This window comes from Sphingomonas sp. R647 (assembly GCF_020177055.1).
In the GTDB taxonomy this organism is placed as follows: Bacteria; Pseudomonadota; Alphaproteobacteria; order Sphingomonadales; family Sphingomonadaceae; genus Sphingomonas.
Map to the genome: position 1 here is coordinate 119,957 of NZ_JAIQXT010000003.1, position 14,285 is coordinate 134,241.

8 protein-coding genes are annotated in these 14,285 nt (G+C 67.4%); 1 reads left to right on the top strand and 7 read right to left on the bottom strand.

The genetic code is table 11. The features are described 5' to 3' along the window. Positions 1–99: 99 nt before the first annotated feature. The 6 genes from K9B35_RS07565 to K9B35_RS07590 form a co-directional block, all read right to left on the bottom strand. Complete coding sequence (locus tag K9B35_RS07565; protein ID WP_224921225.1) at positions 100–753, bottom strand: response regulator transcription factor; 654 nt, start codon at positions 751–753, stop codon at positions 100–102. Then, positions 750–2,975 (bottom strand): sensor histidine kinase, encoded by a 2,226-nt coding sequence (locus K9B35_RS20285; RefSeq protein WP_224921226.1) that lies wholly within the window; start codon positions 2,973–2,975, stop codon positions 750–752. Before K9B35_RS20285 ends, K9B35_RS07565 begins: the two co-directional genes overlap by 4 nt. After that, complete coding sequence (locus tag K9B35_RS07575; protein WP_224921227.1) at positions 2,972–3,340, bottom strand: response regulator; 369 nt, start codon at positions 3,338–3,340, stop codon at positions 2,972–2,974. The genes K9B35_RS20285 and K9B35_RS07575 overlap by 4 nt, the downstream gene beginning before the upstream one ends. Positions 3,341–3,430: 90 nt before the next feature. After that, positions 3,431–5,383: a sialate O-acetylesterase gene (locus K9B35_RS07580; RefSeq protein WP_224921228.1), complete on the bottom strand. Its 1,953-nt coding sequence runs from the start codon at positions 5,381–5,383 to the stop codon at positions 3,431–3,433. 16 nt (positions 5,384–5,399) lie between these two features. Next, entirely contained in the window at positions 5,400–6,650 is a 1,251-nt protein-coding gene (locus tag K9B35_RS07585; protein ID WP_224921229.1) for an alginate lyase family protein, read from the bottom strand. Beyond that, positions 6,650–9,775 carry a TonB-dependent receptor gene (locus K9B35_RS07590; RefSeq protein ID WP_224921230.1) on the bottom strand — a complete coding sequence of 1,042 codons (3,126 nt, stop codon included), beginning with the start codon at positions 9,773–9,775 and terminating at the stop codon, positions 6,650–6,652. Before K9B35_RS07590 ends, K9B35_RS07585 begins: the two co-directional genes overlap by 1 nt. Before the next feature lie 458 nt (positions 9,776–10,233). On the opposite strand from K9B35_RS07590, the gene K9B35_RS07595 reads away from it, so the two are divergent. Further along, a complete protein-coding gene (locus K9B35_RS07595; RefSeq protein ID WP_224921231.1) occupies positions 10,234–10,860 on the top strand; it encodes a response regulator transcription factor in 627 nt (208 codons plus the stop codon). On the opposite strand, the gene K9B35_RS07600 is transcribed toward K9B35_RS07595, so the two are convergent. Further along, the gene (locus tag K9B35_RS07600) at positions 10,834–14,256 is read right to left on the bottom strand and encodes a PAS-domain containing protein (protein WP_318245961.1); all 3,423 of its coding nucleotides are present in this window, start codon (positions 14,254–14,256) and stop codon (positions 10,834–10,836) included. The two genes, K9B35_RS07595 and K9B35_RS07600, sit on opposite strands and share 27 nt — an antisense overlap. Positions 14,257–14,285 lie beyond the last annotated feature (29 nt).

A 14,285-nucleotide genomic window follows, 5' to 3' on the forward strand; every position in this document is an offset into this window, starting at 1 on the left:
AGCGACGGAACTAGACCTTCTGCCGGTGGCGCGCATGTCGGAGAATTACGCGCCGTAGCATTACGGGAACGTGCGTTAACCAAGTTGCGGGGGCAGGCGTTAGTCGGTGAGGATCGCGCCTTCGGGTTCGAGCTTCGCCTCAATCGCCATGCGCACGACTTCGGCGAGCGAGCGGACGCCGAGTTTGGTCATCAAGTTCGCGCGGTAGCTTTCGACCGTCCGGAACGACAGGTCGAGCCGGCGCGCGGTCATCTTCGCCGACAGCCCCAGCACCATGCCGTGCAGCACGTCGAGTTCGCGCGGGGTGCAGCCGGCGAACCGCGCGCGCGCCGCCGTCAGCCGCTCATTGGTCGCGGCGGCGGCGATCCGGCGGACACGCGCGGTTTCGATGCTGGACTTCAGCATATCGAGCTGGGCGGGCTTTTCGACAAAGTCGATGGCGCCGGTGCGCAGCGCAGAGACGGCGGTCGCGATGCTGCCGGTGCCGGTCAGCATGACCACGACATGGTCGCTCTTGCGATCGGTCAGCGCCGTGTGGACCTCCATCCCGCTCATGCCGGGCATGGTCAGGTCGAGCACGACACAGCCGGCGGGCAGCTCGGCCTCGACCGCCAGAAACGCCTCGCCGCTGGCAAACCCGCTGACGACATGCCCGGCATCCTCCAGCGCGTCGGCCAGCTCGTTGCGCAGGTCGGTATCGTCATCGACGAGGTAGATCGGGTCCTTGTCCTCAAGCGTCGCGTCGGCGGTCATTTAAGGCTCCATGGTGAGGAAAGCGGGAACGTCAGCGTCAAGGTCGCGCCCGGCCCGGGCGCATTGCCGGACAGCGCGATCCGCCCGCCGATCTCGTCGACGATCTGGCGGCAGATGAACAGGCCAAGGCCGGTTCCCTTGCCCGCAGGTTTGGAGGTGCTGAACGCGTCGAACGGGGATTCGGCGAGCGAATCGGACAGGCCGGCGCCATCGTCGCGGATCGCGATTTCGACATGGTCGTCGCGCTTGGCGATCTCGATCCGGATCGAAGTTGCGACCGCTCCCGTGCCCCGCGCCTGCTCGATCGAATCCGCCGCGTTTTGCAGGGCGTTGACGATGATCTGTTCGATCCCGATCCGTGGCAGCATCAACGGGGCGATCGCACTGTTCGCGACGATGCGCAGTTCGATCCCGCGTTCGTGCAGCACCGGGCGCATGAAGCGCGCAGCGTCGTGGATCGCCTGCACCAGATCGGTCGGCTCACGGTCGCCGCGCTCCTCGCGGGCATAGGTCGACGTCCGCTCGATGATCGCCGATGCGCGTGCGACCTGTTCGAGGATGCGGACATATTTCTGCTTCGCCCGGTCATAGGCGGGGGGATCGCGCTGCAGCATCGCCGCGCCATTCTCCGCAGCGAGCGAGATGGTGAACAGCGGCTGGCGCAATTCGTGGCTGAGCGCGGAGGCCATGCCGCCCAGTTCGATCAGCCGCGCATTGTGCAGCATCTTGGTCTGCATCGCTTCGGATGCGCGCAGCCGGATGAGGCAGCCGAAGCGCCATTCGCATGCCACCGCGTCATAATCATGCGCGAGCAGCAGGAACCAGTTCTGCGCCTCTGAATCCGCGACGCGGAACTCGGCCATGATGTCGTGGGTGCCGCGCAGCGAGGTCAGCGCGCCGCGATCGGCCGGGTTGAACGGTAAGGTGACGTCGCGCGCACCGGCGCCCGGGGTCAGCTCCAGATAATGCAGCGCATCGTCGCCGATGCGCAGCCCGCTCATCAGCCGCAGGTCGATCGCATTGCGCAGTTCGTCCACCGTGCGGGCGAGCCGCTCGCGTTCCTGATCGGCGTCGAGATATTCGTCGGTCGCGGTGCGCAGCATCTTCAACACTGCGGTGGATTCGAGGAAGGGCGCATCGACCGTCTCGATCCGCCGCCGGCCCGCAAAATCCTGCACGGCATCGTCCCACAGGCGCATCGACCGGGAAAGCGAGCGGCGGAACCCGAACAGCACGACCTCCGCCAGCAACAGATAGGCCATCAACGGCAACAACCCGGTCAGGATCGTGCGGAAGATTTCCAGCACCAGCGGGCGGGTCGCCACCAGAATACTCACGCCACCCCGGGTGTCTGCGACAACGCATGCGCGCATCCAGAAGGTGAAGGTATTGCGATCGTCCGGTCCGCCGATGCCGCGGTCGGTTCGCGAACAGCCCAGCCGTTGCGCGCCGGCGGCAAGTTCGGCGGTCGGTACCGCGATCAGCGAAAGCGGGGCCTCCGACCCGGCAACGCGGATGGTGGCGGGCAACCGCTCAGTGGGCGCATTTACCCGCAGCTCTTCGACCACGCCGCGGATCTGATCTTCAAGAATGCTCAGCCGATTGCCGAAATTGGTGAGGGTGCCGATCAGGAACAACGTGGCCGCGCCGGACACCGCGACTGACACCAGTGCGTCGAGCGAAAGCTGAAGCGAGATGACCTGCGCGCGGCGCAGCCGGCAGTCGCTGCCGTCGCGTACGATCAGCAGCGTGACGATGTCGGCGATTCCGGCCAGCGTGACTTCGCACAGGATCTTGCGCAGCAGCACGACCGAGGTCACCTCGATCGGCGCATTGAAATGCCAATAGACCAGCCCCCCGGCGACGGCGGTACCGATGGTCAGCTGGTAGAAGAAGGTGATGGTCGAAAAACTGAACTGGCGCGGACGAAAATGCGCGACCGCCAGCACATGCCCGACGGCGAGAAACACCGATACCGGATGCCCCCACCACCAGATCGACGGCGCCATCGTGAGCACCGCTGTGATCAGTCCCCAGCGGACGCCGAACCAGCGATAGGCGACGAGGTAGAAGAGCGGGCCGAGATAAAATTCGAATCCGGGCGCCAGCACGAACCGGCTGCTCGACAGCCACACCGCCACCGCGAGTGCGACGATCCAGCCGGCTGCTGCTGTCAGGCTGGAGACTGCGGGGATGTTGACCTGGCGCAATCCCGCAATCACGCGGTTTCCCCGATCACGATGGCACGCAGCGCCCCCGCCGACAGCGGCTTGAGCAGCAGCCCCAGGCTAAGGGTGGCGATCTCGTCGCGCGCGGCCGCAGTCAGATCGAGGTGACCGGTCATCAGGTAGACGCGCGGTGTCGGTGCGTCGCCGCACCCGCGCAGCTTCAGCGATCGCAGGACATCCAGGCCGTTTTCGGTCCGCAGCTTATAGTCGCACAGGACCACCGCGTACGGGCCATCGCCCGCCGCGCGTGCCGCGTCGCCGGTTGCAACGCTGACCGCTTCGAAGCCCCAGGTCTCCAGCAGGTCGACCAGCTCTTCGCGCAGTGCGTCGTCGTCCTCGATGATCAGCGCTCTCGACATGCTCCCCCTTTGCATGCACGCGATCCTAGCCGCAAAGTCGCGTATGCGATGCCCGTAGAAATACAGGTAGATCGCGGGGAGGGGAGGCCTTCAGTCGATCGCGATGCGGAACGGCACTAGCGGGAGGCCGGAGCGCGCATAGAGGTTGATCGCGGGGCTGCCCTGCCAGGCGTAGCGGACTTCGTTCGCCGGGCGACCATCGTCGAGGACCAGCACCGACTGGCCGCGTACGGTTGCGCGCGCAAAGCGGCACGCGCCGGTCGCGTCGCACAGCTCGAACCCGACTGGCTCCAGCGCACCGCTGACCGCGAGGCCTTCGGCGGAGCGCAGGGTGATGGCGATGCCGTCGTCGGTGCGGCTTGCCTTGAGCGGCTCGGGTGCAGTGGGGCGGGCGATGCCATAAGCGACGCGCAGCGCCTCCTGACCCATACGTTCGCCGATGACGTCCTTGTGCGCGGGGTGGATGTCGGTGACGACGCCGAGGTCGATCGCGACCGCCAGCCCGGTGCCGGGGTCTTCGTTGGCGACGATGCGCTGTGCCTCCCGCAGCTGCGCCCATGGGGCATCGACGGGGCGGATGCTGCGCGGGCCATAGCCGGGCAGCTGGACGACCACCACCGGCAGCGCGGGATCGGCGAAATGTGCGCGCCATGATGACCGCCACGCCCGCAACGCGCCGGCATAGGCTGCCGCCCGGCTTGAGTTCGATTCACCCTGATACCAGGCGACGCCGCGCAGTCCGGTGCCCGCGAGCGGCGCGATCATGCCGTTCCACGCCATCGTCAGGCCGCGCGGCATGCTCCACGGGACCGCGGGCGGCGCTGCCTTCCACGCGCTGTCGGCGGTACCACGGCGATAGCGCCACGAACCGGCCAGCGGCTTGCGGGTGCCGCCCGGCAGCACCAGCGCGAGCGCGTCGGCCGGGCTGCTGAACCCGCCGCCGCCCATTTCGTCGATCACCCGCACGGCGATGCTGTTGTCACCCGCGCGCAGGACGCCAGCCGGGATGCGATAGCTGCGCTGTTCGGCGGCGACGAGTTGCGCGCCCACCGGCACGCCGTTGATCCATACCCGATCGCGCTCGTCGATCCGGCCGAGCTGGAGCATGACGTCCTTGCCATCGCCAAGGTCGCCCGCCGTCAGCGCGATGCGGGTGCGGAACCACATGATCCCGTCATAGCCGCCAAGGCCATCGATGCCCGACCGCTCCCACTGGCCGGGCACCGCGATCTGCTCCCAGCCGCTGTCATCCAGGCCCGGCGCGGCCCATGCGGCTCCGGTCGAGCCGGGATCGACCTGTTCGGCCCAGCGATCGGTCGCGTCCACTGCGGCAGCAAGCGCCGCCGCCGGGTCCGTGGCATAGCGGTCGAGCCACGTGAGTTGCTCGGGCGATGCCCCGGCGGTGCGCAAAGCTGTGGGCGACATCCAGTCCTCGATTGTCGATCCGCCCCAGGCGGCGTGGATCAGGCCGAGCGGGGTCTTTGGATCGTGGCGCAGGATTTCGCGCGCCATGTGCCAGCAGGCGGCGGAAAAGCCGCCGAGATTGTCGGGCGCGGCGCGCGACCAGGCGAGTTCCGGCACGATATCGCGGATGGGCTTTGCCTCGGCGGTGCGCTTGAGCTTGAGCAACCGGATCGGCAGCCCCGCACTCTCACGCGCGGTGCGGTCGGGGTTTGCGCTGCCCGATACCGGCAGGTCCATGTTCGACTGGCCCGAGCACAGCCAAACATCGCCGGTGACGACATCGTCCAGCTGCAGCGACCCGCCGCTCGCCGCGCGGATCGTGACTGCCCCGCTCAGGCCGCGCGGTAGGGCGGGCAGGGTGACTTGCCAGTCGCCCTGTGCGTCGGCGCGTGCGCGCGCGGTGGCGGTGCCAAAGCTGACGCTGACCTCCTCCCCCGCCTGTGCGCCACCGCCCCGGAACTGCGCGGGCTTGCCCTGTTGCAGCACCATATGGCTCGAAAGATGCGGCGCGACGGTGAGCGGCCCGGCCAGCGCCGGCGTGGTGGTCAGCGCGAGTGCGATCAGGGCGGTTCGGGTCATCGTCACTCTCGTTCGTTCAGCGCGGATAGGGGATCAGCCAGCCGGAATCGGCCGCTGGCACCTCTGGCGGGGCGAGGCGCGGATCGCGGAAGCCCCAGGTCGCGAGGGTCAGCATCGTATCGCTCTCCGCCAGCGCCCGCGCGCGGCGGCCGGGATCGGCAAGGTCGATATCCTTGAACGGCCAGGCGTCGAGCCGCGCGCGATAGCCGGCAATATAGTCCACCCCTCGCCGCAAAGGATTCGCCTTCGCATCGCCCTGCCACAGGTCGACGCCGACGCATTCACCCAGCATCGCCATCTGCACCCCGGCGCGCAGTGCGAAGGCGGAGTAATGCCAGCTGCGCGTCCGGGCGGTTTCGGCGGGCAGGGTACCGGCGGCGTCGATCTGGGGGCCGAGGCGGCGGGTCAGGAAATCCTGCGCCAGCCGCTGGGTCACGCTCTCCATCCGCGCGAACAGCGCGAACTGGCCGAGCAGCATGTCGTAATAGACGCCGTGATTGTTCTTCGCCGCGCGCTGCCCCTTGCCATTGGGGCTGGTCGCCAGCCAAGTGGCGAAGTCGCCGAACCAGCCTTCGATCGCGCGCTGGTCCTCCGCGGTGATTGCCTTGCTGGTGCCGAGCACGCCGATCGCCTCGACCACCGGAACGAGGCGCGTCGCTTCGACGATCCCGTCCGGACGCCCGGCCGAGACGCCCGGCACCGCCTGCGCATAGTCGAGATTGGGGTTCATCCGCGTTGCGGGGGTGACGAACCAGGCGCGCAGCAGCTTGGCGGCATGTTCGGCATAGCGCGCGTCGCCGGTCGCGTGCCACGCCAGCGCGAGCGTTTCGACGTCGCGGCTGAACGCGCCGAGCCGCTGGACGTCGAACCGGTCGCCATTGCGCTCCGGGTTCACCTCGCCGTCGCGGCGGCGATAGGGTTCGCCGTCGGGCTTCGACGCGTCGGGCCACCAATAGGGGCCGATCGACAGATAATCGCGCTTGTCACCGCTGCCCGCTGCACGCGGCTTGTCGGTGACGCTGTACGGACCACGGCGCAGCGCCGCGTCTGCGCCCCGGATTAGCCGCTGGCGCAATGCCGCGTCGTTGGCGACCGCGGCGCGCTGGGCCGCCAGCCATTCGGGACGCCATAGAAAGGTGCGCTGCCCGCTGGCGAGATAGCCTTCCGTGCCCTTGCACTGCGCCAGTGCCGGGGTCGCGGCGTGGGCAGCGGGGAGTGTCGCAAGCAGCAGCCCCCCGGCCAGAACCGCGCGGATCGCCCCCCGCATCAGAACTTCACCGTCACGCTGAGCGCACCCGTGCGGCCGTCGAAATCGGCGACGCGGTTGAGGCGCGGGTCGCCTTCATATTCCTCGCGCCGCGAATTGGTGATGTTGTACACTTCCAGCCGCAGTTCGAGCCATTTGCTCGGCTTGAGCGCGCCCGAAAAGTCGAGCTGTCCGCGCGGCCGCACGCGGCTGGCACTGCCGGTGAAGGTCGACCCGCCCGCCAGTTCGATCTCCGAGGCATGGTTGTACGCCATGCGCAGCTGGACGACCCGATCCTCATAATAGCCGATGATGTTATAGGTATCGTTGGCGACATTGTAGAGTTTGGTGCCATTGGCGCCGCCCGAGCGGACGCGGGTATAGTTGAACACGCCGCCGGTGTTGGCGAGGAAGCCGGGCAGGAAGTCGAAGCGCTGCTGGATCTGGAATTCCAGGCCATTGACGGTGATCGCGTCGGGGTTGTTCACGATCTGGTTGATCGTGATGCGCTGGTTCGCGGTTTCGATCGGGTTGCCCTGATTGATCCGGCACCGGCCCGATCCGTCGATGAACAGCGGACCGAAGGTCTGCCCCTCGATCGTGAAGCTCTGTCCGGCAGGGCAGAAATTGTTGAGGGTGAGGATGTCGTTGGTCACGCGCTTGTTGAAATAGCCAAGCGCGATCACGCTGCCCGGGCGGTTGTACCACGACACGCCGAGGTCGAACGCACGCGAGCTGCGCGGCTGAAGCCCGAAGCGGTTGACGTCGATCCGCACTGCGCTGACCGTGTCGCCGGCCTCGGGATCGACGTCCTCGAGGATGCGGGTCGGCGCCGGGCTGAATTCGACCAGATCGAACGCCTCGAACGTCTCGTAATAGGCCGCGCGCGCCACCAGCTTGGGCGTGATTTCATAGACGAGGTTGGCCGAGGGCAGCCACGCGCTGTACTTGCCCGTCGCGGGTTCGGGCTGGAGGAAATAGCCCGGCCGGAAATCGGCCTGGGTAAAGCCGAGCGCGGTGTAGAAATCGAGCGCCTGATCGCGGGTCACGCCCGACAGGTTCGATCGGACATAGCGCATGCCGATATTGCCGCGCACCGGCAGCCCCTTCCACTGCTCCAGATCGAACTTGGTCATCGCGAACAGTTCAAGATTGTCGCGTGTTGAGTTGAAGTTCTGCCCCTCGACCCGGTTGAGCGGGAAGCGCTGGATGAACCCGGTCAGCGAGTTGCGCGGGGCGAGCGCGAGGATGTTGGCATAGGTGACCCGGCTGCGCGCGGCCGGGGTCAGTTCGGGGAAGAATGCGGCCAGCTGGGCCGCGGTCGGCGAGAAGGTGACGCCCGGCGGGACCGTGCTGATGACCGGGTAGATCGCCGCTTCGATGTTGCGGATGTTGAGCGAGTAGAAATTGCCGAACTCGGCCCCCGGCGCACCGCCGCCGAAGAAGGTGCCGCCCGAGGTGACGGCGTCGTTCAGGCGGAAGATGTTGTTGGTCAGGTTGTTGAGCTGCGTGCCGATATTGGCGTTTTCCTGGAACGTCTGGTCCGCAGTCTCCTGCTGATAATAGGCGCCGACCTTCACGCTGGTGAACGGGCCGAACTCGACGAAGCGCTCGACCTTGAAGTCGGCAGCGAGCATGTCGCGCTGCACCCGCACGCCATTGCCACTCGCGGTGAACACGACGTTCTGCGGGCGGGTCGAGTTGCGCGCCTGGATCGCATTGCCGGCGCTGACCGCATAGGTGCCGTTACCGACATTGAGCAGGGCGCTCGGCACGGTCAAGTCGAACAGGAAGTCGCCGTAATTGCCGAGCCCGGTGTTGATGATCGCATAGGCTCCGTTGCCCGCATCATCGATCCCGTCGCCATTGACGTCGGCGCGGCCGGTATTGGGCTGGATGCGCTGTTCGTACAGGAACTCGCGCTTGTCGCCGACCGCCTTTGACCAGGTGCCGACGAAATCGACCGCCCAGTCATCGTTGCGGAAATTGACCTGCGGGTAGATCGCCCAGCTCTGGTCGATCGAGGGGAAGTTGCGGTTGCCGATCGGGATCGCAAAGTCGCTCGCGGCGATGTTGTTGACGACATAGACATTCTCGAGCGACCCGTTGGAGCCGCGATCGAACGTGCCGAGCGCGACCGGGGCCGATAGCGGGGTGACGATGCCGGTCGCGTCCTGCGGGAAGGCGATCAGCAGGTCGAGATTGGCGTCGGACAGGTCGCGGCGGGTGTAGATACCGTCGACGCGCGCCTTCAGCGTGTCGGAAATCTCCCACTCCATGCCCGCGCCGCCCGACAGGCGATAGCCCTGGTTGGTCTGCGAAATCTGGCGCACTTCCGACGGGAACACGACGTCGTTCGCCACGCCGCTGGCGTCGGTCGCGGGGATTGCGAAGGCGGGATTGGTCAGCGCGAGCTGATTGAGACGCGCCTGAGTGAACGAGGTGTAGGAATTGACCCGGATCGTATCGCGGCGAAAGCTCTGCCTCGCGTAGGAGCCGGTGGCGTACACCCCGAAATTGGGCGTGATGCGCTTGACTGCCGACAGGAAGTAACCGGGGTTGGCGTCCTCGGTCGTCTCTTCATATTGCAGCTCGGCGCGGGCGACGAACCCCTCCTTGCGCGACAAGGCGGAGCGCAGGCGCAGGTCGACGTTCGAGGCAAGACCGCCCGCCGGAATTTCGGCGGTGAACGACTTGATCACGTCCGCGCCGCTGAAGATCGCCGCGTCGAAGATGCCGAACGGATTGCCATTGCCGCGCGTACCGAAGGTCGGCGTCGCGATGCTCTGCCCCATCACCGTGGTCTTGGTGTACTGGCTGGGCAGGCCGCGCACGCTGATCGACGCGTCGCGCCGGTCGGCGGAGCGGTTGATCTGGACGCCGGGAATGCGCTGCAGCGCTTCGCCGAGGTTGAGGTCGGGGGTGCTGCCGATATCGTCGGCGGAAATGCCATCGAGGATCACGTCGGCCTTGCGGCGGATATCGAGCGCGTTTTCGAGCGACGCCCGGATGCCGGTGACGACCACTTCCTCTTCCTGCTCGGGTTCGTCGGCAGGCGTGGCTTCGGTCTGTTGCGCATAGGCCGTCGGCATCAGCGCGGTTGAACCGAGCGCCGCGACCCTGATCGCAAGAGCCAATTTCTTCATGCTGTCACTCCCCTAAGTGTCTGAGCCGATCTGATACCGGTGTCATCCGCGATTATGGTTTTGCGACCCGCGGCACGTCGCCTGTTCGTTCAATCTGTTGAATGCGGTTCGGGCGATTGGGGCGGGCAGGTGCGCGGGGCGATCATCGCGCTGGCGATCCGTCCGTGATCCATCTGAGCCATTGGCCTGTTCGCCCTCCCGATCGATGCGCCTTCTATGCGTCGCTGGCGACATGAGGCAAGCTGGATTGTAGGACAACTTACATTCCCGCGCGATTGCGACCATAGTCGTAAGTGCATGACCTGCCGCGATCTCATCCCCGTTCAGCATGACTCCGGCGATTCGGTAGAGTATGGATCGTCGATCGGGTCGATGGGGACGGAGGGACGCATGACGCCAGCGGCGCAGCCGGTATTTTCAAAGCCGGAAGCCCGCGCGACGGGCCGGAAGCGCGCGGCTTGAGCGGGTCGGTTCTTATCGCGGACGATCATCCGCTGTTCCGTCAGGCGCTGCGGCTGGCGGTTGAGCGGATCATCCCGGGTGCGCGCATGATCGAGGCCGGCACGCTGGCGACCGCCGCTGCCGCCGCCGCATCGGCGCAGGATTTGCGGCTGATCCTGCTCGACCTCAAGATGCCCGGCGCGGTCGGCTATTCCGGGATCGCCTTGCTGCACGCCGAATGCCCCAAGGTACCGATCCTGGTCGTCTCCAGCGCAGGTACGGAGGCAGCGGCCGAGGCGCGGGCGTTCGGCGCGGTCGGGTTCCTGCACAAGGGCTGCGACCTCGGCACGATCGAACAGGCGATTGCGCGCGCGCTCAACCATGATGCGCCGCTGGAGCAGCCGCCGGCCGACCAGCCGATGGATCAGGTGCGCAAGACCGTCGCGGGCTTCACGCCGATGCAGCTCAAGGTGCTGCTTGCTGTGCTCGACGGACAGTTGAACAAACAGATCGCGCACCGCCTCGACATCAGCGAGGCGACGGTGAAGGTTCACATGACCGCGATCATGCGCAAGCTGGATGTGCGCACGCGCACCCAGGCGGCGCTGGTCGCGCGGTCACTGGGGATCGACTCGCAGGGCTGAAGCGCGGCGCAGGAAGGCATCGATCGCGGCGGGCGTGGCCGGTTTGGTGAGCATCTCGACCCCCAGCGCTCCGGCCTGTGCGCGCACCTCCGGCGTCGTCTCTGCCGTGACCAGCAGGATTGGCAGGTCTGCTCGCGCGGCGCGCAGCCGGGCGATCAGCGTCACGCCGGTTTCTCCGCCCGCGAGTTGATAATCGACCAGCGCCGCATCGATCCGGTCGACATGGTGCAGGGCGTCGCCGATCGTCTCTGCGCCGACGCCGCGATGGCCGAGCGCGTCGAGCAACGCGAGGCTCGCCGTGACGATCCGCGCATCGTCATCGACGACCAGAACCGTGAGCGCGCGCTCAACTCCCTGCGTCATGGGAGCCGGCTGGGCGGGCGCGTCAGGGGCGGCGTCTTGCGCGGGCAGGGTCAGGCTGAAGCAGCTGCCGCGTCCCGGCTGCGAGCGGACCGCAATGTCGCCGCCGAGCAGCGGGACGATCCGCCGCACCAGCGCCAGGCCGAGCCCGAGCCCCTCGACCTCCACCGCGCCCAATCGGGCGAATTCATTGAAGATCAGCGGGATCTGCGCGGCGTCGATTCCCACGCCGCTATCGGCGACATCGATGCGCCAGTGGCTGCCGCGTCGCCGGACTCCCACCACGACGCCGCCCGCCTGCGTGTAGCGCAGCGCGTTGGCGATGATGTTCTGCAGCACCGAACGGAGCAGCCCGGCATCGCACTGGACGGTGCCGCGCAGCGCGGTAGCGCGCAGCTTCAGGCCCTGCGCTGCGGCGGTCGGTCGGAAACTGTCGACCAGATCGGCGAGGAACGGTGCAAGCGCGATCGCGACCGGCTCCGGCGTCACGCCGCCCGCATCCAGCCGGCTGATGTCGAGCAGCGAGCGCAGCAGATCCTCCGCCGCGACGAGCGAATTTTCGACCTGTGCGACCAGCGTCTGTTGGGTGGGTGCGGCATCGCGGGCGAGCGCGCCGGTGAACAGGCGCGCGGCGTGGAGCGGTTGCAGCAGATCGTGGCTGGCTGCTGCCAGGAAGCGCGTCTTGTCGCGGTCGGCCAGCGCGAGGCGGCGGTTGACTTCGCTCAGTTCGCTCGTGCGTTGCTCGACCCGGCGCTCCAGTTCTTCCAGCGTGGTGCGCAGCTCGGCGCGCATCCGCGCTTCCTCGCTGATGTCGGTGAACGACATGACATAGCCGCCGCCGGGCATCGGCCCGCCGACAGTCTTGATCGTCTTGCCATCGTGGCGGCGCCGCTCGAAGCTGTGCGGCTGGCCATAGCGCAAATGGCCAAGGCGCTTTTCGACATGATATTCGATCTCGCCGGGTCCGAAATCGCCGTGCCGGGCATTGTGGCGGATCAGGTCGGCGATCGGGGCACCGACATGAACCAGCTCCGGCGGATAGTCGAACAGCTCCAGATAGCGGCTGTTCCACGCTACGAGGTTCAGTTCGGCGTCAACGACGCTGATCCCTGAATCGATATTCTCGAACGTCGATGCGAGCAGCTTGCGGGAAAATTGCAGGCTCGCGCCGCCCTCATCCAGCAGGCGGGCGACATCCTGCAGGCTGAGCCGGTTTCCGGCGAGTGCGGACGCGACCAGCGCGCGGGCGGAGGACGATCCGACGACCTGCGCGATCAGCGCGCGCGCACGGCTGGCGGTGCGGCGATCCACCGGCGCGAGCGGATCGACGTCCTCGAACGCGCGTTCGGCGCGCTCATGCCCGACGAAGCTGCCGGTCAGCAGGACGAGGTCGCGCTGGTTGCTGATCGATCGCTCGGCGCCGAACAGACGCGGCAGCTGCGGCGCGCCGATCCCGCGCGCCGCGATCGCGGCAAACACGATCAGATTGGCGCCGATGCTCCAGATCACGCCATGGGTGAGCGGGGAGGCGGCGCCAATGCCGAGCAGATTGACCGGGTCGGCCGGCCCGCCCGACAGCGCGGCGATCCAGCTGGCGGGCAGGACCGGGGGCAACGCCAGCGTATAGAGCCACAGCAGGAAGCCGATGGTCAGGCTCGCGCGGGCCGCCAGCGGATCGCGGCCCTTGCCGGTCGCGGCGAGCAGCAGGTGCGGCACGAACTGCGCCATCGCCGCAAAGGCGATCAGGCCGATCGACGCGAGCGAATCCTGCGACGATACGAGCAGCGCCCAGCCGAGGCCGAGCGCCATGATCGCAAGGATGGTAAGGCGGCGCAGCGACAGCATCCGCTGGCCCATCGCGCCGGACTCCCCGGCGGAATCGAGGCCGCGGCGGCGGATCAAGGTCGGAAACAGCAGGTCGTTCGACACCATCGTCGCCAGCGCGGTCGAATCGACGATCGCCATCGACGCGGCTGCACTCACGCCGCCCAGCAACGCCGCCGTCAGGATCAGCGCCTGACCGCGCGCGGCGGGCAGCTCCAGCACGAAGAGATCGGCGGAGATGCCGGGGTCGAGCAGGATGATTCCGGCCAGTGCGATCGGCACGACGACCAGCGCCATGATCGCGAGATAGGAAGCGAACCCGAAGCGGGCGCGGACGAAATCGTCGGGCCGGCGCGCCTCGACCAGGCCCATATAGAATTGGCGTGGCAGGACGAGGATTGCGGGCATCGCGATCAGGAAGATGACCGCGACCTCCAGCGAGATGCGATCGGCGCGGAAACTCTGCTGGAACCCTTCAAGGCCGCGATTGAGCGACGCCGCATCGGCGTTGACGATGACCGCGACCGCGATGCCCGCGACCAGCACCAGCGCGATCAGCTTGATCACCGATTCCAGCGCGATTGCGTAGAGCAGCCCCTCGCTGCGCCCGGCCAGCTCGAACTTGCGCGCGCCGAACAGCGCGGCGAACACCGCCAGCACCGGGGCGGCGATCAGCATCGTCTGGGTACTGACATCCGCGCCCGACACGATCGACAGCGCGGCGCCGATCGAGCGCAGCTGCAGCGCGATGTAAGGGATCGTGCCGCACAGCGCGATCATCGTCACCAGCCGCGCGACCACGATGTCGTGGCCGAACCGCGCCGCGATAAAGTCGGAAACCGTCGTCGCGCGCTCTTCCGCCACGGCATCGGCAAGTCGGCGCAACAGGCGCGGCGCAGCGAGCAGCAACAGGATCGGCGCGGCATAGATCGGCAGATAGCTCCACCCATCGCGCACCGCGCTGCCGACCGCGCCGTAAAAGGTCCAACTGGTGCAATAGACCCCCAGCGCCAGCGTATAGGCATGGCGTCGCAGTCGGGGGCGATCGATGCCATCGGGCTTGCGTTCGACGAACGCTGCCACCGCGAACATCAGCAGCACGAGCGCCAGCGCGAAGAAGGAGGATACGCCGAGGCTCATCGCGGACCCGCGCCGGTCGGCGCGCTGGCCGGTCCCGTCGGATTGACCGCGATCGGGCCCCGTCTGCTGCAACTCGTCGTCATAGGACGGCGAGCATAGCC